At 74.7% G+C, this 22,077-nt stretch carries 20 protein-coding genes and 1 pseudogene; 10 read left to right on the forward strand and 11 right to left on the reverse strand.

All coding sequences use genetic code 11. The features are described 5' to 3' along the window. Positions 1–73: 73 nt before the first annotated feature. The 4 genes from nirB to RMN57_RS31850 all read left to right on the forward strand — a co-directional run bounded on the left by nirB (position 74) and on the right by RMN57_RS31850 (position 5,328). A complete protein-coding gene (gene nirB / locus RMN57_RS31835) occupies positions 74–2,668 on the forward strand; it encodes a nitrite reductase large subunit NirB (protein WP_313766746.1) in 2,595 nt (864 codons plus the stop codon). Next, a complete protein-coding gene (gene nirD, locus RMN57_RS31840; RefSeq protein ID WP_380235622.1) occupies positions 2,665–3,078 on the forward strand; it encodes a nitrite reductase small subunit NirD in 414 nt (137 codons plus the stop codon). The genes nirB and nirD overlap by 4 nt, the downstream gene beginning before the upstream one ends. Then, entirely contained in the window at positions 3,075–4,454 is a 1,380-nt protein-coding gene (locus RMN57_RS31845) for a nitrate/nitrite transporter (RefSeq protein ID WP_313766747.1), read from the forward strand. Before nirD ends, RMN57_RS31845 begins: the two co-directional genes overlap by 4 nt. A 241-nt stretch (positions 4,455–4,695) precedes the next feature. Beyond that, the gene (locus tag RMN57_RS31850) at positions 4,696–5,328 is read left to right on the forward strand and encodes a universal stress protein (RefSeq protein WP_313766748.1); all 633 of its coding nucleotides are present in this window, start codon (positions 4,696–4,698) and stop codon (positions 5,326–5,328) included. 43 nt (positions 5,329–5,371) lie between these two features. Here RMN57_RS31850 and RMN57_RS31855 read toward each other — a convergent pair whose 3' ends face one another. Next, positions 5,372–5,758, reverse strand: a complete 387-nt coding sequence (locus tag RMN57_RS31855; RefSeq protein WP_313766749.1) for a helix-turn-helix domain-containing protein — start codon at positions 5,756–5,758, stop codon at positions 5,372–5,374. Between the two features lie 98 nt (positions 5,759–5,856). Here RMN57_RS31855 and RMN57_RS31860 point away from each other — a divergent pair, with 98 nt between their 5' ends. Continuing rightward, the gene (locus RMN57_RS31860; protein WP_313766750.1) at positions 5,857–6,264 is read left to right on the forward strand and encodes a RidA family protein; all 408 of its coding nucleotides are present in this window, start codon (positions 5,857–5,859) and stop codon (positions 6,262–6,264) included. Between the two features lie 17 nt (positions 6,265–6,281). On the opposite strand, the gene RMN57_RS31865 is transcribed toward RMN57_RS31860, so the two are convergent. From RMN57_RS31865 to RMN57_RS31880, 4 genes are all read right to left on the reverse strand, one after another. Beyond that, entirely contained in the window at positions 6,282–7,007 is a 726-nt protein-coding gene (locus RMN57_RS31865; protein ID WP_313766751.1) for an alpha/beta hydrolase, read from the reverse strand. Between the two features lie 491 nt (positions 7,008–7,498). Beyond that, complete coding sequence (locus tag RMN57_RS31870) at positions 7,499–7,831, reverse strand: hypothetical protein (RefSeq protein ID WP_313766752.1); 333 nt, start codon at positions 7,829–7,831, stop codon at positions 7,499–7,501. A gap of 1 nt (position 7,832) precedes the next feature. After that, a complete protein-coding gene (locus tag RMN57_RS31875; protein ID WP_313766753.1) occupies positions 7,833–8,648 on the reverse strand; it encodes a VOC family protein in 816 nt (271 codons plus the stop codon). Between the two features lie 134 nt (positions 8,649–8,782). After that, a complete protein-coding gene (locus RMN57_RS31880) occupies positions 8,783–9,421 on the reverse strand; it encodes an alpha-ketoglutarate-dependent dioxygenase AlkB (RefSeq protein ID WP_313766754.1) in 639 nt (212 codons plus the stop codon). Positions 9,422–9,580: 159 nt separating this feature from the next. Here RMN57_RS31880 and RMN57_RS31885 point away from each other — a divergent pair, with 159 nt between their 5' ends. The 5 genes from RMN57_RS31885 (at position 9,581) to RMN57_RS31905 (ending at position 15,793) form a co-directional block, all read left to right on the forward strand. Then, the gene (locus RMN57_RS31885; RefSeq protein WP_313766755.1) at positions 9,581–11,968 is read left to right on the forward strand and encodes an excinuclease ABC subunit UvrA; all 2,388 of its coding nucleotides are present in this window, start codon (positions 9,581–9,583) and stop codon (positions 11,966–11,968) included. Positions 11,969–12,672: 704 nt separating this feature from the next. After that, positions 12,673–13,056, forward strand: a complete 384-nt coding sequence (locus RMN57_RS31890) for a hypothetical protein (RefSeq protein WP_313766756.1) — start codon at positions 12,673–12,675, stop codon at positions 13,054–13,056. Between the two features lie 223 nt (positions 13,057–13,279). Then, complete coding sequence (locus tag RMN57_RS31895; RefSeq protein WP_313766757.1) at positions 13,280–14,764, forward strand: hypothetical protein; 1,485 nt, start codon at positions 13,280–13,282, stop codon at positions 14,762–14,764. 82 nt (positions 14,765–14,846) lie between these two features. Further along, positions 14,847–15,251 carry a roadblock/LC7 domain-containing protein gene (locus tag RMN57_RS31900; RefSeq protein ID WP_313766758.1) on the forward strand — a complete coding sequence of 135 codons (405 nt, stop codon included), beginning with the start codon at positions 14,847–14,849 and terminating at the stop codon, positions 15,249–15,251. A 167-nt stretch (positions 15,252–15,418) separates the two neighbouring features. After that, on the forward strand, positions 15,419–15,793 hold the full coding sequence (locus RMN57_RS31905; protein WP_313766759.1) for a hypothetical protein: 375 nt from the start codon (positions 15,419–15,421) through the stop codon (positions 15,791–15,793). A gap of 88 nt (positions 15,794–15,881) precedes the next feature. On the opposite strand, the gene RMN57_RS31910 is transcribed toward RMN57_RS31905, so the two are convergent. From RMN57_RS31910 to RMN57_RS31935, 6 genes and pseudogenes are all read right to left on the reverse strand, one after another. Then, the gene (locus RMN57_RS31910) at positions 15,882–16,286 is read right to left on the reverse strand and encodes a DUF6188 family protein (RefSeq protein WP_313766760.1); all 405 of its coding nucleotides are present in this window, start codon (positions 16,284–16,286) and stop codon (positions 15,882–15,884) included. Between the two features lie 98 nt (positions 16,287–16,384). Then, a complete protein-coding gene (locus RMN57_RS31915; RefSeq protein WP_313766761.1) occupies positions 16,385–17,512 on the reverse strand; it encodes an NUDIX domain-containing protein in 1,128 nt (375 codons plus the stop codon). Between the two features lie 235 nt (positions 17,513–17,747). Further along, a complete protein-coding gene (locus RMN57_RS31920; protein WP_313766762.1) occupies positions 17,748–18,695 on the reverse strand; it encodes an SGNH/GDSL hydrolase family protein in 948 nt (315 codons plus the stop codon). Between the two features lie 322 nt (positions 18,696–19,017). Beyond that, complete coding sequence (locus RMN57_RS31925; RefSeq protein ID WP_313766763.1) at positions 19,018–20,325, reverse strand: glycosyltransferase; 1,308 nt, start codon at positions 20,323–20,325, stop codon at positions 19,018–19,020. A gap of 215 nt (positions 20,326–20,540) precedes the next feature. Further along, positions 20,541–21,683, reverse strand: a pseudogene (locus RMN57_RS31930) (glycosyltransferase family 4 protein); the annotation flags it as partial. A 145-nt stretch (positions 21,684–21,828) separates the two neighbouring features. Further along, positions 21,829–22,020 (reverse strand): DUF1508 domain-containing protein, encoded by a 192-nt coding sequence (locus tag RMN57_RS31935; protein WP_313766764.1) that lies wholly within the window; start codon positions 22,018–22,020, stop codon positions 21,829–21,831. Positions 22,021–22,077: the final 57 nt, after the last annotated feature.

Genomic DNA, 22,077 nt, shown 5'->3' on the forward strand with positions numbered 1-22,077 from the left:
GGACCCGCCAGAACCCCCGAACCCTGCACCCCCGAACCCCCTGCACCCCCGCACGACCCCGAGGAGCATCGCGATGACATCGCACAAGCCCGACCGACCGCGGGACCTCGTCCTCGTCGGCCACGGCATGGTCGGCCAGCGCTTCCTGGAAGCCTTCACCGAGCAGCCCGGCGCCGAGGGCTGGCGGATCACGGTGCTCGCCGAGGAACCGCGCCCGGCCTACGACCGCGTCCACCTCAGCGCGCTGTTCGACGGGAAGACCGCCGAGGACCTCGCGCTCTGCCCGCCCGGCTTCCTCGCCGAGCACGGCATCGACCTGCGCCTCGGCGACCCGGTCACCGCCGTCGACCGCGTCGACCGGGCCGTCACCACCCGGGCCGGCACCCGACTGCGCTACGACGCCCTGGTGCTGGCCACCGGTTCGGTGCCGTTCGTGCCGCCCGTGCCCGGCAAGGACGCGGACGGCTGCCACGTCTACCGCACCATCGAGGACCTGGACGCGATCCGCGCCGACGCGGACCGGTCCGGGACCGGCGTGGTGGTCGGCGGCGGCCTGCTCGGCCTGGAGGCCGCGGGCGCCCTCAAGGCGATGGGCGTCGCCACCCACGTGGTCGAGTTCGCCCCCCGGCTGATGGCCGTCCAGGTCGACGACGGCGGCGGCGAGCTGCTCCGGCGCAAGATCGAGGAGCTCGGCGTCACCGTCCACACCAGCGCCGGCGCCAGCGGGGTCGAGACCGGCGCCGATGGCCGGGTCCGCGCCCTGGCCCTCTCCGACGGCCGCGAACTCGCCGCCGACCTGGTGGTGTTCTCGGCCGGCGTCCGCCCCCGCGACCAGCTCGCCCGCGACTGCGACCTGCCGGTCGGCCCGCGCGGGGGCATCGTGGTGGACGAGCACTGCCGCACCGCCGACCCGGCCGTCCTGGCCATCGGCGAGTGCGCGCAGACCGTCGACGGCCGGGTCTACGGCCTGGTCGCGCCCGGCTACCAGATGGCCGAGACGGCCGCCCGCACCCTGGCCGGAACCGCCGGCTCCGGCTTCACCGGCGCCGACACCTCCACCAAGCTCAAGCTGCTCGGCGTCGACGTGGCCAGCTTCGGCGACCCGCACGGCACCGCCGAGGGCGCGCTCGACGTGCTCTACAGCGACAGCCGGCTCGGCGTCTACCGCAAGCTCGTGATCGGCACCGACGGCGCACTGCTCGGCGGCGTCCTGGTCGGCGACACCGAGGCCTACGGCACCCTGCGGCCGCTCGCGATGGCCGGCAAGCCGCTCACCACCCCGGCCGAACAGCTGGTGCTGCCCGCCGGATTCGCCGCCGCCGGCCCCGTCGCACTGCCCGACGACGCGGTGCTCTGCTCCTGCCACAACGTCACCCAGGGCGCCGTCCGGGCGGCCGTGCACGAGGAGGGCTGCGACTCCGTCGCCGCGGTCAAGAAGTGCACCCGGGCCGGCACCGGCTGCGGCAGCTGCATCAAGCAGCTCACCACCGTCGTCAACGAGGAGCTCGCCGCCTCCGGCGTCGCCACCGGGACCGGCCTCTGCGAGCACTTCCCGCAGACCCGTGCCGAGTTGTACGAGATCGTCCGGGTCACCGGCATCACCACCTTCTCCGAGCTCGTCGACCGCTACGGCGGCGGCGAGGGCTGCGACATCTGCAAGCCGACCGTCGCCTCCGTCCTGGCCAGCCTCGGCAACGGCCACATCCTGGACGGTGAGCAGGCCGCGCTGCAGGACTCCAACGATCACTTCCTCGCCAACCTCCAGCGCAACGGCTCCTATTCGGTGGTGCCCCGGGTCCCCGGCGGCGAGATCACCCCCGAGGGCCTGATCGTGATCGGCGAGATCGCCCGCGACCACGGCCTCTACACCAAGATCACCGGCGGTCAGCGGATCGACCTGTTCGGCGCCACCGTCGACCAACTCCCCGCCATCTGGCGGCGGCTGGTCGACGCGGGCTTCGAATCCGGGCACGCCTACGGCAAGGCGCTGCGCACCGTGAAGTCCTGCGTGGGCGAGACCTGGTGCCGCTACGGGGTCCAGGACTCGGTCGGCCTCGCGATCGAACTGGAGCTCCGCTACCGTGGGCTGCGCTCCCCGCACAAGCTCAAGTCCGCCGTCTCCGGCTGCGCCCGCGAGTGCGCCGAGGCCCAGAGCAAGGACTTCGGCGTCATCGCCACCTCGTCCGGCTGGAACCTCTACGTCGGCGGCAACGGCGGCATGACACCACGTCACGCCGACCTGCTGGCCGCCGACTTGGACCGGGGGACGCTGATCCGCACCATCGACCGGTACCTGATGTTCTACATCCGCACCGCCGACCGCCTGGAGCGCACCTCGGTCTGGCTGGAGCGGCTGGAGGGCGGTCTGGACCACCTGCGCGCGGTGGTCATGGACGACTCGCTCGGCATCGCCGCCGAGCTGGACGACCTGATGGCCCGTCACATCGACGACTACCAGGACGAATGGGCGGCCACCCTGGCCGACCCGGACCGGCTGCGCCGGTTCTCCTCCTTCGTCAACGCCCCCGGCACCCCGGACCCGGCCGTCACCTTCGTCCCCGAACGCGGCCAGATCCGCCCCGCCCGCCCCGACGAGGACGGGAACGTCCTCACCGCCCCCACCCCGGTCCTGGTGGCCGGACCCCGACTGGAGGTGCTCACCCCGTGACCGTGGAGATCCACGACGGCACCCGCTGGCAGCCCGTCTGCACCCTCGACGACCTGCAGCCCGGCCGAGGTGTGGCCGTACTGCTCGGCGCCGACCAGGTGGCCGTGTTCCGCGACCGCGCCGGCGCGCTGCACGCCGTCGACAACCGCGACCCGTTCAGCGGCGCCCACGTCCTCTCCCGCGGCCTGATGGGCAGCCGCGGCGACCGGCCGACCCTGGCCTCCCCGATGTACAAGCAGGTCTTCGACCTCACCGACGGCCGCTGCCTCGACGAGGAGACCGCGCCCGACGGCGCCCCGGCCGTCCTGCGGCTCTGGCCGATCCGCGACAGCGCCGGCGACGGCGCGGGGTCCGCGGGCGCCGCGGGCTCCGAGCGGGCCGGACTCGCCGGACAGGAGGAGGCGGTATGAGCGCCGTCGTCGAGACCCCGCCCGCGAGCGGCAGAGCCGGCGCCGCCCCGCTCACCCACTGGGACCCGGAGGACGAGGTCTTCTGGGAGCGGACCGGCGCCGCGATCGCCCGCCGCAACCTGGTCTTCTCCGTGCTCAGCGAGCACATCGGCTTCTCGGTCTGGAGCATCTGGTCGGTCCTGGTGCTCTTCCTCGGCCCCGAGTACCACATCGACACCGCGGGCAAGTTCACCCTGACCGCGCTGCCCACCGCCCTGGGCGCCCTGCTGCGCCTGCCCTACACCTTCGCCGTCGGCCGGTTCGGCGGCCGCAACTGGACGGTCGTCAGCGCGCTGCTGCTGCTCGTCCCCGCCACCCTGGCGGCCCTGGTGCTCACCCCCGGCGTCTCCTACGGCACGCTGCTCGCGGTGGCCTGCGTGGCAGGGGTCGGCGGCGGCAACTTCGCCTCCTCGATGGCCAACATCAACGCCTTCTACCCGCACCGGCTCAAGGGCTGGGCGCTCGGCATCAACGCGGGCGGCGGCAACCTGGGCGTCCCGGCGGTGCAGCTGCTCGGCCTGCTCGTCCTGGCCACCGCCGGCGCGGCCCACCCCCGGCTGCTGCCGCTGCTCTACCTGCCGCTGATCGTGCTGGCCGCGGCCGGCGCCTGGTGGCGGATGGACAACCTGGCGGCCGCACCGCGCGGCGAGGGCCGGGCGTTGCGGGAGGTGGCCCGCGACCCGTACGGCTGGGCGGTCTCCGCCCTCTACATCGGTACCTTCGGCTCGTTCATCGGCTTCGGCTTCGCCTTCGGGCAGGTGCTCCAGGTGCAGTTCCACGACCGCTTCGACACCCCGGTGAAGGCGGCCGCGCTGACCTTCCTCGGCCCGCTGCTCGGCTCGCTGCTCCGGCCGGTCGGCGGCCGGCTGGCCGACCGCTGGGGCGGCGCGCGCGTCACCCTGGTCACCTTCGTGGCGATGGGGGCCGGCACCGCGGTCGTCCTGTCCGCCTCCCGGGCGCACTCGCTGCCACTCTTCCTGAGCGGCTTCATCGCGCTCTTCGTGCTCAGCGGCATCGGCAACGGCTCGACCTACAAGATGATCCCGGCCCACTACCAGGCCAGGGCGCGTGCGGCCGTCGCGGCCGGCACCGACCCGGCGACGGCGGAGTCCGACGCCCGCCGCCGCTCGGCCGCACTGATCGGCCTGGCCGGCGCGGTGGGCGCCTTCGGCGGGGTGCTGGTCAACCTCGCCTTCCGGCAGTCCTTCCTCGCCAGCCACAACGGCGACGCCGCCTACCTGGGATTCCTGGTCACGTACCTGGTCTGCTCGGTGCTCACCTGGGCGGTCTGGCTCCGCCCGCGGGCGGCCCGTTCGAGCGCAGCCGCCGAGGCCTGACACGTCCCACCCCGCCGACCGGCCCCGGGCGCCCACCGCCCCGGGGCCGGCCGGCGTGCTCCCGGGGCCGGCCGGCGCGATCCCGCGACCGGTCGGCGTGCTCCCGGGACCGTGCGTCAGAACCGCGTACGGAAGCGGGTCCGGCCCGTCAGAGCCCCGTCAACGAACAGTCCCGTCGTGGGCGGCCCGGCTTTGCTGGAGCCGACAGCGCATCGGGCGAGTCGGAAGGACGGACAGGGCGATGGCGGACTTCGGAGCCACGGGAGCCGGCTTCCCCGCAGGGGAGCGAGCGATCGGTCCGGTGCCCGGGCCGGAGGCCGAGGCGACCGGGGAGGAGGGCGGCGGGCGGCCCGGCCGCCCCCGGATCGTGGTCGGCGTCAGCGGCTCCCTCGGCAGCCTCGCCGCCCTGCACCGCGCCGTCGCCGAGGCCCGCCGCACCGACGCCGAGGTGCTCGCCGTCCACTGCTGGACCCCGCCCGGCGGCGAGATCGGCTACCGCCACTGCCCCTGCCCGCCACTGCTGGGCGTCTGCCGCGAGGCGGCCGACGCCCGGCTGCGCCAGGCCCTCGACGAGGCCTTCGGCGGCGGTCACACCGGCGTCCGGCTGCGCTGCCGGGCCGTCCGCGGCGAGACCGGCCAGGCCCTGGTGCGTTCCGCCGACCGCCCCGGCGACCTGCTCGTCCTCGGCGCCGGCAGTCGCGGAGCCCTCGCCCGCGTGCTGCGCCCCTCCGTCACCGCCTACTGCGTCCGGCACGCCACCTGCCCGGTCCTGACGGTGCCGAGGCCCGCGCTGCAACGCGAGCTCGAAGCCCTCGAACGCCGCCACCTCACCCTGGTGCGCCCGCTGGGTCCTGTCGGGGGCGCCGGTCGGTGAGCGGCGCCCCGATCCGCCCGGGGTCCGGTTCGGGGCGCCGCCGTCATGCGGAGTCGAAGCGGTGGCGGGCCGTCTCGATGGCGCCGAGGTAGCGGTGGGTCCAGTCGCACAGGCTCGCGACCGTCGTACGCAGGGCCCGGCCCGACTCCGTGAGCGTGTACTCGACGCGCGGCGGGACGGTCGGGTACGCGGTCCGCTCGACCAGACCGTTGCGCTCCAGCAGACGCAGGTTGTGCGTGAGCATCTTGTGGCTGATGCCCTCGACCGCGTTGCGCAGTTCGGTGAAGCGCAGCGTGTCGTCGCCCACCGCCTCGATGATCAGCAGGGCCCACTTGTTGGCGATGTCCGAGAAGATCTCCCGCGCCAGGGAGTCCGCCCGCGTGACATCCGCCCCGTCCTTCGCCGAGCCGCTGAGCTGCTTGGTCACCATGAGGTTCCTCAGTCACCGAAAAGTGCGTTCTTCCAGGTCAGCGGCCACTCTCCTACGGTTTCCCAGTAACCGCAAGAGAGCACGAGGAGGCAGGCAGCATGGCCATCACCCTGGTGAACCCCGAGGGGTTGCCCACCGTCGACGTCTACCGGCAGGTGGCGATCGCATCCGGTTCGCGGACGGTCTTCGTCGCCGGGCAGGTCGCCTGGGACGCGGCGGGCGCCACGGTCGGCGAGGGAGACCTGGCGGCCCAGGTCGAGCAGTGCTACCTCAACGTCGGCACCGCCCTCGCCGCGGCCGGCGGGACCGTCGACGACGTGGCGAAGCTGACCGTCTACGTCGTCGACTGGACCCCCGACAAGATGCCGCTGCTCCTGGACGGGATCTCCCGGGCGGCCGCGAGGCTGGGCGCCGCCCCGGCGCCGCCGGCCACGCTGGTGGGCGTGGCGGCCCTGGCCGCGCCCGAGCACCTGGTCGAGATCGAGGCCACCGCCGTCCTGGACTGAAACCCCGGTCCCGCGGCTCAGCCCAGGCGGGCCGCCTCCGCGAGGACGTGGGCCGTCGCCTGCCCGGCCCGGACGGCGTGGTCGGCCTTCGCGGGCACGCAGCGGGCGAGCGCCGGGTCGAACTCGGTGAGGATGACCCCGGCGTGGTCGGAGTCCGGCTCCAGGAGGTGGTGCGGGCCCCGCGCCGCAAGGGCGGTGCTCAGCTCGCGGCTGCGCTGCGCGGGCACGAGCTCGTCGCGGGTGCCGTGCACCAGCCGGACCGGGACCGGCGAGGGGTGGGCGGAGAGGAAGGCGAGCGGGGACTCGCCGGTGGTGACGGCGGGCCGCTCGTAGCTGGAGGCTATGCCGACGGCGGCCGTCGGGCGCAGCTCGGCGGGGGTGTCCGGGTGGGTGGCGAGGGCGACGGCCTCCCGGCCGCTCAGCGACCAGCCGGCCAGCACGAAGCGGTCCGGATCGCCGCCGTGGGCGGCCGCGTGCCGGCGGGCGTACGCGAAGGAGGCGAGCAGCTGGGCCCGGCCGCCGTCCTCCTCGTCGGACCGCCAGTCGGGGACCAGCACCAGCAGGCCCAGCCCGGCCGCGGCGAGGGCCAGCGGGCGCATGACGTCCCGCTCGTCGGGCCCGCGCCCGTGCCAGAGCAGGACGACGGGGAACGGGCCCTCGCCGCCCGCGGGGCGGTGGACGTCCATCAGCTTGCCGGGGGCGTACTCGACGACCTCGGGCGGGGCGGGGTGCAGAGCGGTCATGCGCGATTCTCCTCGGGTTCGGGCAGGGGTTCTGACCTGCTATCGTTCTTCTCGTCGCGAGGGAGATGATCTCTCGTCAGGCGTCAGTGGTGCTACCAGAGCACGTCCTACTTTCAGTAGGGAGAGTCCGTGCAACCCGGGCCTGGCGCTCTACCGTCGGACGGGGTCCGGTGCCTGTGAGGGTGCCGGGCCCCGTTCGCGTTCCCGTCTCCGGGTGGGGTGGGCCGGGTCGCGGGCGCGGGTTGGGTGCACCGGCTCTGACCTGCTAGTCTTCTTCTCGTCGCGAGGGAGAAGATTCCTCGTCAGGCGTCAGTGGTGCTACCAGAGCACGTCCTACTTTCAGTAGGGAGAGTCCGTGCAACCCGGGCCTGGCGCTCTACCGTCGGACGGGGTCCAGTGCCTGTGAGGGTGCCGGGCCCCGTTCGCGTTCCCGCCCGTTCGTGGCACCCGTTCGCGTCGCCGCCGTTCGTGTCCCGCCCCCGAGCCTGCGGTCACCTGCGGACGAACGCGTAGGCCTCCCTGGCCAGTTGCTCCCAGGACAGGGCGGACGCCGGGTCAAGTGCGAGCCACTCCTTCATCGGGCGGCCGCGTCCGGCGTCGTAGTGCTCGCCCTCGCCGGCCGCCACCAGTTCGTCCACCCGGGTCCGCGGCAGCTTCACCACCAGCCGGCCGGCCGAGAGCATCGCGAAGATGCGGTTGTCCGCCTTCAGCGCGTCCGAGCCGAAGCGCCGCCCGCCCGCGCCCGGACCGGTGACGCCCGCCAGGGGTTCCAACTCCTCGACCAGCTCGGCGAACCGCTCCGCCGCCGGGTCCGGATCCGTCATCTCAGGCCGCCTCCGCCGTGTCGTCGAGGTCGTTCCCGGCCTCGCTGTCGCCCGACGGGCCGGCGATCAGGGTGAACGCCGCACCGTCGTCGTCCCGCACCACCGCGACCCGTCCGAACGGGGTCGGCTCCGGGCCGTCCAGCACCGTACCGCCGAGCCGCAGCGCCCGCTCCACCGTTCGGTCGGTGTCGGCCGCGGCGAAGTAGACCGCCCAGTACGCCGCCGGGCCCGCCGGATCGACCCCGGGGTTGCCGCCGATCCCGCCGCCCGGCAGACCGTCGACCCGGAACAGGGTGTAGTCGCCGGCCGGGCTGTCGTAGCCGTAGCCGAAGACCTGCCGGTAGAAGACGCGGGCGGCGTCCGGGTCGGGCGACAGGTGCTCGTTCCAGGTGAACGTGTCCGGCTCGTTGACCAGGCCCGCGCCGGGGTTCAGCCGGCCCTGCCAGAGGCCGAACGGCGCGCCGAGCGGGTCCACGGCCAGGGCGGTGCGGCCCAGCTCGGCCACCTCCGCGGGCTCGCGGGCGATCCGCCCGCCGGCCGCCCGGACCGCACCGGCCGCCCCGTCGGCGTCGCGCACCGCCAGGCAGGTCGTCCAGACCGACGGCTCGGCGGCCGTCGCCGGGCCGCTCCCGCCGCCGCCCGGCCGGGTGAACCCGGCGACCTGCGCCCCGCGCAGCGTCGCCACCGTGTAGCCGTCCAGCTCGACGAACTCCCAGCCGAACAGCCCGCCGTAGAAACGCCGGGCCCGGCCCACGTCCCGCGCGGACAGCTCGACCCAGCACGGCACGCCCTCGTGGTACCTGCCCGCCTTCGGCATGCCGTCCTCCCAACCCCGGTGGACTCCCGCGGACCTCCTCGGACAGCCTCCGCGACCCCGACCGCCCCGGCAACCGGGGCGCCCGCCCGCCGCCGCCCGCCCCGGGTCGGTCCGCCACGCCGTGCCGCCCCGGCTCAGGCCACACCGCGCGGCCGGAACTGGATGCTGATCCGCGGCCCCACCGGCCGGGCCGTCTTCGGGACGGCGTGCTCCCACGTGCGCTGGCACGAGCCGCCCATCACCAGCAGGTCCCCGTGCCCCACCTGGTGGCGGACCACCGGCCCGCCGCCCCGGGGCCGAAGCAGCAGCGCCCGCGGCTCGCCGACCGAGACGATCGCCACCATGGTGTCCTCGCGCGCCCCGCGCCCGATCCGGTCGCCGTGCCAGGCCACGCTGTCCCGCCCGTCGCGGTAGTAGCAGAGACCCAGCGTCCGGAACGGCTCGCCCAGCTCGGGACCGTAGTGGGTGCTCAGCGCCGCCCGGGCCTCGCCGAGTACCGGGTGGGGCGGCTCGTCCCGCTCCCCGTACGACGCGAGCAGCCGCGGCACCTCGACCACCCGCTCGTACATCTCCCGCTGCTCGGCCCGCCACGGGACCTCGGCCGCCAGCTGTTCGAACAGCCGGTCCGCGCCCCTGACCCAGCCCTCCAGCACCTCCACCCAGGCGCCCGCGCCGAGCTCCGCCCGCCGCGCCCCGGCCAGCGGCCCGAGCAGGATCCCGCCCTGCCCGGCGTCGTCGAACAGCGAGGGCTGGAGGGCGAGGGTGTTCCGCATGCCTCCAGCGTACGCCTGATTCGAACGCATGCTCGAATAGATTCCTGCGGGTGTCCGACCCCGGGGCTAGGCTTCGGCCATGCCGGGCCGTGGAGGCCGCGCAACGGGGGCCCCGCCGACGAGGCGACGAGGGGCGACGAAGCGACAAGGGGAGAGACGATGGGCAGGTCCGCCGCCGACAGCCACGATCTGATCCGCGTGCACGGCGCGCGCGAGAACAACCTCAAGGACGTCAGCGTCGAGATCCCGAAGCGCCGGCTGACGGTGTTCACCGGCGTGTCCGGCTCCGGCAAGAGCTCGCTGGTGTTCAGCACGATCGCCGCGGAGTCGCAGCGGCTGATCAACGAGACCTACAGCGCCTTCGTCCAGGGCTTCATGCCGACGCTGGCCCGGCCCGACGTCGACGTGCTCGAAGGGCTGACCACCGCGATCATCGTCGACCAGCAGCGGATGGGCGGCGACCCGCGGTCCACGGTCGGCACCGCCACCGACGCCAACGCGATGCTGCGCATCCTCTTCAGCCGGCTCGGCCGGCCGCACATCGGCTCCTCCCGGGCGTTCTCCTTCAACATCCCCTCGGTGACCGGTTCGGGCGCGATCACGCTCGAACGCGGCGGCAGGACGGTGAAGGAGCGGCGCAGCTTCACCGTCACCGGCGGCATGTGCTCCACCTGCGAGGGCCGCGGCACGGTCTCCGACATCGACCTCACCCAGCTGTACGACGACGGCAAGTCGCTCAACGAGGGCGCGCTCACGATCCCCGGCTACACCATGGACGGCTGGTACGGCCGCATCTTCCGCGGCTGCGGCTTCTTCGACCCGGACAAGCCGATCCGCGAGTTCACCGAGACGGAGCTGCGCGACCTGCTCCACCGGGAGCCGACCAAGATCAAGGTTGACGGCATCAACCTGACGTACGAGGGCCTGATCCCGAAGATCCAGAAGTCCTTCCTGTCCAAGGACGTGGACTCGCTGCAGCCGCACATCCGCGCCTTCGTCGAGCGGGCGACGACCTTCGGCACCTGCCCCGACTGCCACGGCACCCGGCTCAACGAGGGCGCCCGTTCCTCGAAGATCGAGGGGATCAGCATCGCCGACGCCTGCGCGATGCAGATCAGCGACCTCGCCGCCTGGGTCCGCGGGCTGGACGAGCCGTCGGTCGCGCCGCTGCTCGACTCGCTGCGGCAGACCCTCGACTCCTTCGTCGAGATCGGCCTCGGCTACCTCGCGCTCGACCGGCCCTCCGGCACCCTGTCCGGCGGCGAGGCGCAGCGCGTCAAGATGATCCGCCACCTCGGCTCCTCGCTCACCGACACCACCTACGTCTTCGACGAGCCGACGATCGGGCTGCACCCGCACGACATCCAGCGGATGAACGAGCTGCTGCTGCGCCTGCGGGACAAGGGCAACACGGTGCTGGTGGTGGAGCACAAGCCGGAGATGATCGCGATCGCCGACCACGTCGTCGATCTGGGCCCCGGCGCCGGTTCGGCGGGCGGCACGGTCTGCTTCGAGGGTACCGTCGACGGCCTGCGGGCCGGCGGCACGGTCACCGGACGCCACCTCGACGACCGGGCGACGCTGAAGGAGGCGGTCCGCAAGCCCACCGGCGCGCTGGAGATCCGCGGCGCGTCGGCGAACAACCTGCGCGACGTCGACGTCGACATCCCGCTCGGGGTGCTGTGCGTCGTCACCGGCGTGGCCGGCTCCGGAAAGAGCTCGCTGGTGCACGGGTCGCTGGTGCGCGGCGCGGGGGCCGGCGGGGCGGGCGGTGAGCGTGCGGGCGTGGTCGCGATCGACCAGGCGGCGATCCGCGGCTCGCGGCGGAGCAACCCGGCCACCTACAGCGGGCTGCTCGACCCGATCCGCAAGGCCTTCGCGAAGGCCAACGGCGTGAAGCCGGCGCTGTTCAGCGCCAACTCCGAGGGCGCCTGCCCCACCTGCAACGGCGCCGGCGTCGTCTACACCGACCTGGCGATGATGGCCGGGGTCGCCACCACGTGCGAGGAGTGCGAGGGGAAGCGGTTCGAGGCCTCGGTGCTGGAGTACCGGTTCGGCGGCCGTGACATCAGCGAGGTGCTCGCGATGCCGGTGGCCGAGGCGGAGGCGTTCTTCGGCGACGGGGAGGCGCGCACGCCGGCCGCGCACCGCATCCTCGGACGGCTCGCCGACGTCGGGCTCGGCTACCTGACCCTCGGCCAGCCGCTCACCACGCTGTCCGGCGGGGAGCGCCAGCGGCTCAAGCTGGCCACCCACATGGCCGAGAAGGGCGGTGTCTACGTCCTCGACGAGCCGACCACCGGCCTCCACCTCGCCGACGTCCAGCAGTTGCTGGGTCTGCTCGACCGGCTGGTCGACTCCGGCAAGTCGGTCGTCGTCATCGAGCACCACCAGGCGGTCATGGCGCACGCCGACTGGATCATCGACCTCGGGCCCGGAGCCGGCCACGACGGCGGCCGGGTCGTCTTCGAGGGCACTCCGGCCGAGCTGGTCGCCGCCCGCTCCACGCTCACCGGCCGCCACCTGGCGGAGTACGTCGGCGCCTGAGGGACGCGGAGGGACGGGGTGCGGCCGCTGCCCGGGCGGCCCACCCCGTTGTCCGCTTCCCTACGATTTCTGAGCAGGCGTGATGTCCTGCTACTGTTCTTCCCGTCGAGAGGTGATCTTCTCTCGAACAGGCGTCAGTGGTGCTACCGGAGCACGTCCTACTTTCAGTAGGGAGAGTCCGTTCAACCCGGGCCTGGCGCTCCACCCGAGGGGCCGTTCCATGAGGAACGGCCCCTCGTCGTTGTGCCGCCGCCGTACCGCTGTGTCGTCGTGGCGCGTTGGTCTCTGCCTGCCTGCCTGCCTGCCTGCCTGCCTGCGCCGGTGTTTCGGTGTCGGGTGGGTCGGGTTGTGGCGGGCCCGGTGCGGGCCGAGCCGGTTCCGGGCGAGGCCGAGGGTCTGTCCTATCGCAGGTTGTGGCTGAAACCGTCCGGCGTGGCCGAGTACCGGCCAAGGTCCCGCCCCAGGTGGCTCGATGGGGCGGATCCGTGCAACGGCCGCGGCCAGCGCTTTTGCCCGTCACCCTGTGCTGATGTGTCGTCACAGGTTGGCTGGAAACCGGTGCTTCTGGTGTGAATATGCCATTGGAATGTTCGTCATACGGAATCCGGCAGTAGCCTTCCGTGTCGAACCCGCCACTGGTCGTGGTGGTCCGGCCGGCGCCGGCCGAGTGAAACCGGCTGCCCCAACCCTCCGAAGGAGCCCGAGTGCCGGGTATCGACGAATGCCTGTCCGGGGCGATGGCGATCGCCGGCGCCCGTGCAGCCAGTCTCATCGACTGGAGCAGCGGACTCGCCCTCGGCAGCCTCGGCGTCAGCCCCGCAGGAGACCACGAGACCTCGGCGGCAGAGGCAACCGACCTGGTGCGGGCGGCCGTTGAGGGCCAGACCTTCACCGCTGAGGAGGACGTACGGGCACCGCTGCAGGACATCATCGTCACTGCGGGCCGCAGTTACCACCTGATCTGCTTCATTGACACCGTCTTCGACAGCCCGCTCGTCCTGCACCTCTGGCTGGACCGGATCGACGGCAACCTTGCCGCCGCTCGCTACCGCCTGCAGACCCTTGCCGAGGAACTGGTGCTCGGATGACGAACGAGTTGGCGAACGTGCCGGGGCGGGGGCGCGGGCGGGCCGTCATGTTTCGGCCAAGCGGCCGTGGTTGCGGCCACGTCGGCCGGGTCGACGGCGGGACCGCGCGCCTCGGGCGACCCCTGCGACTGCTCCGGCTCCTCCAGGAGTTCTGGGTCACCGGCGCCCTCCGGTCTCCCTCCCCCCGGGGCTCCCGTCCCGCTCGGCTTCCTCGGTGGTCGGCGTGACGACCGTGACCGCCGCCGACGCCCTCGCCGCCGTCGGATGGTTGGCCGACCAGCGCGCGACCGGGGTACTGCGCGGACCCGCGGGTGCCGTCTACCTCGCCGACGGCCTGGTGGTGCACGCCGAGTCCGACCTCGCCCCCGATCTGGCCGTGCTGCTCACCCGGAGCGGCCGGATCGCCCCGGAGGTGTGGCGCGAGGTGGTCGGCGCGTTCGGCCCGTACGGTCTGGTCGCCGGCGCGCTTGTGGACCAACGGCGGCTCACGCGCGGGGAGTTGGAGGTCGGCCACCTCGGGGTCCTGTTCGACGCCGCCTACTGCGTCCTGACGGCGGGCCGTGCCGCGTCCCGCGCGGGGGAGGCGGGCCCGCGGACCGGGAGACCGGAGGGCGGCGCCCTCGGGGGCGCCGGCTTCGGTGGTGGCGGGGTCGGTGGTGGCGGCTTCAGCGGGGTCGGTGGCGGGTTCGGGGGCGGGCAGGTCGTGGCCGAGGCCGACGACGGCGAACCCGCCACCGAGGACTGGCTGTTCGAACCCGGCGTCCGGCACTGGCTCGGTCCGGTGTCGGCGGTGAACGCCCAGTGGCTCTGCCGGGAGGTGGAGCGCCGGCGCCGCCTGCTGGACCGGATCTGGCCCTGGCCACAGCTCGACGCCGCGCCGGTGTGCCCGACCGGGCTCCGCGGAACGGCGGCCGGGCCGGGCAGCCGTGCCGGCCGTCAGCGTCCGCCCACGCGGCGTCAGTGCGAGCTGCTCGACCAGGCCGACGGCCGAAGAACCCCGGCGGAGCTGGCCCGACTGCTCGGCCGCTCGGCCTTCGACACCACGGCCGACGTGCGGCGGCTCGCCGCCGCCGGACTGGTCGCCACCCCGGGGCACGACGCCCCTCGGCGTGCCCCGCGGCACGCGGCCCGCCCGGTCGCGGAGCCGGCCGTCCGTACCGTCGAGGGACAGGCGGTGGGGGTGCCGGCCGGTGACGTACCGGCCGGCGGTCCCCGTGCCGCGGACGTCCCGGCGCCCGGCGGGCAGGCCACCACCGGCCGCGCCACCACCGGCCAGGCCGGAGACAGCCGTCTCGGCGGCGGTCCGGCCGCCGGCGGCGGTGGGGGTGTCGGCGCTGGTCAGGCTGTTGCGGTCGGTCAGGCCGTTGCCGTCGGTCAGGCCGCCGGTAAGGGCCTGATCGCCGGGACCGGCCGGACCGCCACTGCTCGCCAGGCCGCCGGTACGGGCCAGGCCGCCGGGGCCGGCCAGGTCACGGGTGCCGGTCAGGCCGTCGGCGATCAGGCCGTCGCCGGCCGTACCGCAGGCGGCCTGCACCGCCGGGTGCCGGGTGCCGCGCTGGCCGGACTGCTGCCCCCGGCCGCCCGATCCGCCCGCCCGCCCGCCCCGATCCGCCCACCGACCCCGGCAGCGGCCCACCCGTTGACCGTCACCGACCCGGACATCGCGCTGCTGACCCGGGTCCGAACCCTTCTGGAGGCCCGACTTTGAACCTCTCTCCGCCCGCGACCCCGCCCTCTCGGCCATGAGGCGGGCGCTCAAGCAGCGTGTCGGAAGGAGACAACTGATCGCCTTGGAGACCGAGCTGCTGGCCGAACTCCGCGCCCTCAAGCACCGGGTGCCGCACCTCGCGGGCGGCCTGGTCGGGAGCGTGGACGGCATGCTCGTCGCACACGACACCCACGGGACCGAGCCCACGGGGGTGGCGGCGATGACCGCCGCCTCCCTCAGCCTGGCCCAGCGCCTCGCCGACGCCACCGGGCAGGGCGACTTCCGGGAGTCGCTGGTCCGCGGCGAATACGGCTACGTGGCCACCTACGGCGCGGGCGGCAGCTGCGTCCTCACGCTGCTGGCGCACCCGGACGTGAACGTCGGCCGGTTGCACCTGGAGGCCCGCCGCTCCGCCCAGCGGATCGCCGCGCTGCTCAACGACTCCCTCACCTCCAAGGAGACCCGGGAACCGCGCGAGGTGAGCTGACCTCTTCGCCCGGCGTCTCCCCGCCCGCCAGGGAGACCGGGCGATCCCACCACCCGACCATCCGACCTTCTTCCGTCCGACCACCCGCCCTTCAACCACCCGCCCTTCAACCACCCGCCCTTCAACCAACCTCGCAACCATCCCCCGAACGAACTGGAGAAACCGACATGACGGACGCAGCCGGCGCACTCAAGCAGGCCATGAGCGTGATCGAAGGCGCCATCGGCGCCGCCCTGGTGGACTACAACAGCGGCATGGCGCTCGCCACCCTCGACGGTGGGGGCGGGCTGGACCTCAACGTGGCCGCCGCCGGGAACACAGACGTGGTCCGGGCCAAGATGCGCACGATGGACATGCTGGGCCTGGGGGACGGGATCGAGGACATCCTCATCACGCTCAGCAGCCAGTACCACCTGATCCGCCCACTCACCGGGCGCAGCGGCAAGGGGCTGTTCCTCTACCTCGCACTCGACAAGGGCCGAGCCAACCTCGCCATGGCGCGCCACCAGCTGACGAAGATCGAGAACGATCTGGAGGTCTGACGGCTGGGGCTCCGACCCCCGGGGAGGACCGACCCCCGGAGGCCTCCCCGGGGGGCCGGACCGCGCGTCACCCGGCGCGCGGTCCGGCTCACCCTTCGGTTCGTCCCTCGGTTGCGGGGCCGTCCGACCAGACCACCTCGCCGCCGGCGAGTCCGTCGCAGACGGCGCCCCCGGGCGTGAGCACGCTCCAGGGCGCGACCACCGCGTGCGGTGGCACCGAGAGCGTGACACCGCCGTCGAACGCCACCTCCAGACCGCCGGCCATGGTCACCCGGGCGCCGGCGACCGCCCGGCCCACCAGGCCCAGCAGGGGACCGGTGGGACGGAAGGTCAGCCCGGGGTAGTAGTGCTCCACCTCGGACGGCGCGTCGACCCGGAACTCGTGCGCCACCCGGACGGTCACCGGTCCGTCCAGCGTGAGGTCGAGCCGGCCGCCGCCGCTGACCGCCGCCACCCGCCGTCCGGTCAGCACCTCTGCGATCCCGTTCTGCATGCGCCCAGTGTCGCCCAGGAACACCGTTCTGAAGCAGTGCACCACCAGGACGGGGCCCCCGGGACCCACCCGAGGGCCAGGACACCGAGGCCGCTCGGTCAGTCGGCCGGACGTCCCCCGACCAGCTCGGCCGGCCCGCCCGGGCGGTGTCGGGCGGCGAGCGCGGCCGCCGTCCGGGCCCAGGACCCCGCCGACAGCAGGCTCCGTGCCTCCTCCTGGTCGCAGAGCCGCAGTTCCACCAGCTCGTCCTCGGCCAGGACGGCCGACGCGAGCTGTTCCTCCGTCACCGTGCCGCCGTCGAAGACGTAGACCAGGACGGCCGTGTCCCGCCGGCTCGCCGGGTCCGCTTCCCGCCCGGGCAGCCAGTCCAGCGCCAGCAGCCGGCCCGGTTCGCACTCCCACCCCAGCTCCTCGCGGACCTCGCGGCGGGCCGCTGCCCGTGGCAGCTCCCGGTCAGCCTCGATGCCGCCGCCGGGCAGCACCCAGTACGGCTCCTCGCCGCCCGGGCCGTCCCACGGCCGGAGCCGGACCAGCAGCACCCGCCCGTCCGCGGCGGTGAAGAGCGTCCGGGCCTTGGCCCGGATCCGCGGCCGGGTGGCGATGTACGTGGCGCGGTCCAGCGGGGGAGCGGCGGCCCCGGCGGTCGGCCGGTCGGCGCCGCCGGTGAGGGCCACGCCCGCCAGTCCGGTGTAGTCGACGGGTGGTTCGGCCGCCAGGTGGTCGAGGGTGTGTCCGGCCGGCAGGCTGTCCTCCAGCTCCAGCGGACCGGCCGAGCGCGGTGCCCGCAGACAGGCGCCGACCCGCCGGGAGAGCCGCGGCGGCAGCGCGTGGCCCGCCTGCTCCGGCGTCAGCCACGCCCAGCCGCCGACCTCCGCCGCGTCCGGCGTGAACGCGGCCGACTGCTCGGGCGTCAGCGGCTCGGCCCAGTAGAGGTGTGCGGCGATCGGCGGCCGGAGGTCGTCCAGCGTCCAGTCGATGCAGGCCAGCGGCCCGAGCCGGGGCGTGAACCCCAGCTCCTCGGCGATCTCCCGGACGGCCGTCCGGCGCGGCGACAGGTCCTCGGGCTCCCAGCCCCCGCCCGGGATCGCCACCGGGTGCTTCCGGTCGTACGGCAACCGGACCACCAGCACCCGGCCCTGCCCGTCCGGGAAGAGGACCCCGGCGGCGGCCATCAACTCGCGCCCCGCGCGCCCGTCCTGTGCATCCGCCGCCGATGACGTCACCACTGCGACCACTCCCTCCGCCGAGCCGGGATCGCCCCGACCGCTGCCCATCACGACACATCCGGTCGGCCGATGTGGTTCCCCCGGCGGCCGCTCCGTGACCATTCGTCAGAATCCTAGGCCTCGACCAGGCCGATCACCCTCGGCGCAGGAGTCGGACCACGCCGCACACCGGGCTCCCGGGCCCGGCTCCCCAATGGCCGCAGCCAGTCCACGACACCCGACGCGCCCGCCCGGATCAGCGGCCGGGCACGACCTGGCCGGGGACGCCGGGGAGGCCGGGGAGGTGGACCGGGGCGACCGGGCCGGTCGTGCCACCCGGGCCGAGCGAGGCGAGGGCTGCGTCGGCCGCCCGGGCCATCTGCTCGTCGTACCGGGCCGTCGCGCCGCGGAGGCGGGCGACGGTCTCGCCGGCGGCCAGCGCGAGCAGCCCCGGGAGCAGGTCGGTACTGCGATCGACGACCCAGCTGGTGCCGCGGGTGGCCATCCACCACAGGTCGGCCGCCGTGCCGGGCGGCGGCTCGGCGGGCCGGTCGGCGGGAACGTCGCCGAGCCGGCGGCCGGTCTCGGCGATCAGCGCGTGGAATCCGCGGGCGATCAGGTGGTGCCCCTCGGCACTGGGGTGGAGCCGGTCGACGCTCAGCAGGTGCCGCTCGGCCACCCACGGCAGCTCGGCGACGTGCAGGTGGACGGCCCGGTGGCGCACGGAGAGCGCGTGCACCACGGTGTTCACCGCACGCATCCGGCGCGCCAGCGGGCGTGCTAGCGGCCGGGGCAGCCGCAGCAGCGCGCCTGGATCGGGCAGGCATGCGGTGAGCAGCAGGGCGCCGCTTTCGGACAGTTCGCCGAGCACCGCGTCCAACTCCCGTGCGGTGCGGCCGATGTCGAACCCGGCCCGCAGCGTGTCGTTGCCCCCGACCACCACGGCCGCCACACCCGGCCGCAGTGCCAGTGCAGCGGGCAACTGCTCGGACCGCAGATCGCCGCTGAGCGCCCCGCTCCGGGCGAGGTTGGTGAACTCGACGCCTGCCTTCAGGGGTGCCAACGCGCCCGCGAGCAGCGCCGCCCAGCCCCGCCACCCGCCGGGCACCGGGTCACCGACCCCCTCCGTGAGCGAGTCGCCGAGCGCCACGAACCGTACCGGCTCCACCACCCGCCCGTCCCCGACCACGAACGCCGCCTCCACCGCGAACCTCCCACACCTCACTGCGGGCGCGGAAAGTCGGCCTGTCCGACTTCCTGCGCCACGTGTTTCGTTGCCGTGTCTGTCGCTGCCGCCGTGGGGCTGCTGCTGTGCCGCGTGCCTGCTTGCCTGCTTGCCTGCGTGCCTGGCCGGGTGGCCGGGGGAGCCGTGTGCGGCCCGCACCGGAAGTCGGCCGGCCCGACTTCCCCGTCGGCGGGGTGCGCCCGGGCCGACCGCCGACCGCCGACCGCCCGCGCCCTGCGCCTCGCGCGCCAGAAGTCGAAGGGGCCGACTTCTCGCGCTGCGCTCGCTGCTGCTGCTTTCGCTACCGCTGCGCCCGCTCCCGCGGGGCGTCGTCCGCTCCGCGGAGCCGCCGCGCGACGTGCGCCTGATCCGCGCGCTTCTCCTCGGCGTCCTGCGGCTGAGTGCCCTGTTGGTCCGCGTCCTTCCGCTCCGTGCGCAGCTCCTCGGTGCTCTCCTGCGCCGGGCCTCCCGGAGGTGCACCGTGGGCGGTGAGGAACGCGGCGACCGCGGCCGGCCAGCCGTACTGCTCGGCCTGGGTGCGGGCCGCGGCGCGGCGGGTCTGCTCCGGGCGGTCGAGCAGTTCGCGGACCGCGTCGGCGAAGCCCGTACCGGTGTCGTCCGCGGCCACGCCCGCCGGCCCGACCAGCCCGGGGAGGGCCGACGACCGGCTGACCGCCACCGGCGTGCCGCAGGCGAGCGCCTCCATGGCGGCGAGGCCGAAGGTCTCCACCGGCCCGGGGGCGAGCACGACGTCCGCGCAGCCCAGCAGCCGGGCCAGCGCGTCCCGGCCGGCGACGTGACCGAGCAGGTGCACGGGCAGCGCGAGCCGCGCGGCGCGGGCCGCGAGCCGGGACCGGAGCGGCCCGGTGCCGGCCACCACCAGCACGGCCGGGAGCCCGCGCGCCCGCAGCCCGGCGAGGGCGTCGACGGCCCGTTCGGGGTGCTTCTCGGTGGAGAGCCGCGAGCAGAGCACCAGCAGCACCTGGTCCGGATCGGCGTACCGTGCCCGCTCGTGCGCGCGCTCGGGGGCGGTCAGCGGGCGCAGTGCGGCGAGGTCCACACCCAGCGGCGCCCGCGCCAGGTTCCGTACGCCCAGTCGGCGGAACTCGGCGGCGGCCCAGTCGGTCGTGCAGACCACGGTGTCGTACGTCCGCGCGGTGCGGGTGTTGAGCCGGTCGGCGGCCGCGTCGGCGAGCGGGGCGGGCAGGCCCCAGGTGCGGAGCAGTCCGGCGGCACTCTCGTGCGAGACCATCGCCGAGCGGAGGCCGTGCCGGCGGGCCCACTCGCCGGTCCAGCGCAGGGTGGTGCGGTCGGAGACCTCCAGCCGGTCGGGCGCGAGCCGGGTCAGTTCGTGCGCGACGGCCCGCCGGTCGGTGAGCAGCCGGTAGCCGCCGCTGCCGGGCAGGACCGGTCCGGGCAGGGTGACGACCAGGCCCTGCTCTGTCTCCTGCTCCGTCCGCCGCTCGCCGGGGACGAGGAGGACGGGCGTGTGCCCGGCGGCCCGGTAGCCCGTGCCGAGGTGCCGCAGGGCGGTGCGCAGTCCGCCCGAGACCGGGGTGACGAAGTTCGCCACCCGGACGATCCGCAGGGAGTCGCTACGGCCGGTCATGCCGGCAGGCCCTCTGCCACCGCGGGGGCGTCCGGGGCGGGGGTGCCCACGGCGGGCGCTGCGGCCACGACCGGCGCGTCGGCCCCGGGGGCAGCCGGTACGGCCTGCGCGGCCTGGCCGGCCCCGGGGAGGATCGGCCCGGGGAGGACCGCCCCGGGGAGGACCGCTCCGGGCACGGCTGCGCCGGACCCGACTGCGCCCGGGACGGGTGCGCCGCGGTGCTCCGCCAGCACCTCCGCGTAGTGCCGCAACAGCAGGTCCCCGACCGCCTCCCAGGTGCGGGCGGTCACCTCCGCCCGCCCGGCGCGGCCGTAGGCGGCCCGCAGCTCGGGGTCGGCGGCCAGGGTCTCCACCGCCCGGGCGACCGCCGCGCCGTCCCGGGGCGGCACGAGCAGGCCGGTCCGGTGGTGGGCGACCAGGTCGAGCGGGCCACCGGCGGCCGGCCCGATCACCGGGACGCCACTGGCCATCGCCTCCTGGATGGTCTGGCAGAAGGTCTCCAGCGGGCCGGTGTGCACGAACACGTCCAGGGTGGCGAAACAGCGTGCCAGCTCGTCGCCGGTGCGGCGGCCGAGGAAGACGGCGCCGGGCATCGCGGCCTTGAGCCCCGGTGCGGAGGGGCCGTCGCCGATCACCACCACCCGCACGCCGGGCAGCGCCGAGGCCGCGGCCAGCAGGTCGACGCGCTTCTCGGGTGCGAGCCGTCCGACGTACCCGACCAGCACCTCCCCGCCGGGGGCGAGCGCCCGGTGCAGCGCCTCGTCGCGGTGGCGCGGGTGGAACCGCACCGAGTCGACCCCGCGCGGCCAGAGCTGGACCCGGGGGACGCCGTGCGCGGTGAGGTCCTGCGCGGCCGGGGTGGAGGGCGCGAGCGTCCGGGCGGCGGCGCCGTGGATGGCGCGGATGCGGTGCCAGGCGGCGGTCTCGCCGAGCCCGCGCCCGGCGCGGTAGGCGTGCGCGTACCCGGCGAGGTCGGTCTGGTAGACGGCGACGGCCGGGACGCCGAGCCGGGCGGCGGCCTGCATGCCGCGCGCCCCGAGTACGAACGGGCTGGCCAGGTGGACCACGTCGGGTCGGTGACCGGCGATCGCGGCGGTGAGCTGCCGGCTGGGCAGGGCGATCCGGACCTGCGGGTAGCCGGGCAGCGGAACGGAGGGGATGCGGACCACCGGCAGCTCGGCGGCCGTGGAGCCGGCCCCGAAGGTGTGCGGCGGGCAGTCGGCACCGCGCGCGGGCGCCGGAGTGACGACGAGGGGCTGATGGCCCCGGCGGAGCAGGTGTTCGGCCGTCCGCAGCACGCTGTGGGCGACTCCGTTGACCTCGGGCGGGAAGGATTCGGTGACGATGACGACGCGCATGCCAGTGTTCTGTCCGCGTCCGGCGTGCACCCGGCCAAAGGGATCTGTCGTACAAACGAACGGGGGTCGGCGAATTCCCTCGCTTCGCCGACCCCGCGCCACGCGCGCCCGCACCCGCCGCTGGCGGGGCTGCGCGCGCGTCCGGTCAGGCCTTACCCGCGGCCGCCTCCTTGAGCTCCGCGTAGGGCGCGAGCTTCCGGATCGACTCGATGCTCTTGATGCAGTCGTCCCGACTCTCCTGCGGGTCGCCCGTCACGACGATCGAGCCGTTGCTCGCCTTCAGCCGGAACCGGTGCATGCCGCTCTCGTCGGTGTACAGCTCGAACTTGCCTGCCATGGCAGTAGACACCTCTCGGTCGAGTAGCCCCCTCGCAACGCAACCTAGGGCCAAGTC

Origin of the sequence: Kitasatospora sp. CM 4170 (assembly GCF_032110285.1) — a bacterium.
GTDB lineage: Bacteria > Actinomycetota > Actinomycetes > Streptomycetales > Streptomycetaceae > Kitasatospora > Kitasatospora aburaviensis.

Excerpts from the sequence above, each read along its gene's own strand:
- RMN57_RS31925 (WP_313766763.1), bottom strand. The coding sequence starts at position 20,325 with ATGACCGGCCGTAGCGACTCCCTGCGGATCGTCCGGGTGGCGAACTTC.
- RMN57_RS31870 (WP_313766752.1), bottom strand. The coding sequence starts at position 7,831 with ATGACGGATCCGGACCCGGCGGCGGAGCGGTTCGCCGAGCTGGTCGAG.
- RMN57_RS31855 (WP_313766749.1), bottom strand. The coding sequence starts at position 5,758 with ATGGTGACCAAGCAGCTCAGCGGCTCGGCGAAGGACGGGGCGGATGTC.
- RMN57_RS31845 (WP_313766747.1), top strand. The coding sequence starts at position 3,075 with ATGAGCGCCGTCGTCGAGACCCCGCCCGCGAGCGGCAGAGCCGGCGCC.
- RMN57_RS31880 (WP_313766754.1), bottom strand. The coding sequence starts at position 9,421 with ATGCGGAACACCCTCGCCCTCCAGCCCTCGCTGTTCGACGACGCCGGG.
- nirB (WP_313766746.1), top strand. The coding sequence starts at position 74 with ATGACATCGCACAAGCCCGACCGACCGCGGGACCTCGTCCTCGTCGGC.
- RMN57_RS31935 (WP_313766764.1), bottom strand. The coding sequence starts at position 22,020 with ATGGCAGGCAAGTTCGAGCTGTACACCGACGAGAGCGGCATGCACCGG.
- RMN57_RS31850 (WP_313766748.1), top strand. The coding sequence starts at position 4,696 with ATGGCGGACTTCGGAGCCACGGGAGCCGGCTTCCCCGCAGGGGAGCGA.
- RMN57_RS31860 (WP_313766750.1), top strand. The coding sequence starts at position 5,857 with ATGGCCATCACCCTGGTGAACCCCGAGGGGTTGCCCACCGTCGACGTC.
- RMN57_RS31875 (WP_313766753.1), bottom strand. The coding sequence starts at position 8,648 with ATGCCGAAGGCGGGCAGGTACCACGAGGGCGTGCCGTGCTGGGTCGAG.
- RMN57_RS31910 (WP_313766760.1), bottom strand. The coding sequence starts at position 16,286 with ATGCAGAACGGGATCGCAGAGGTGCTGACCGGACGGCGGGTGGCGGCG.
- RMN57_RS31865 (WP_313766751.1), bottom strand. The coding sequence starts at position 7,007 with ATGACCGCTCTGCACCCCGCCCCGCCCGAGGTCGTCGAGTACGCCCCC.
- RMN57_RS31885 (WP_313766755.1), top strand. The coding sequence starts at position 9,581 with ATGGGCAGGTCCGCCGCCGACAGCCACGATCTGATCCGCGTGCACGGC.
- RMN57_RS31905 (WP_313766759.1), top strand. The coding sequence starts at position 15,419 with ATGACGGACGCAGCCGGCGCACTCAAGCAGGCCATGAGCGTGATCGAA.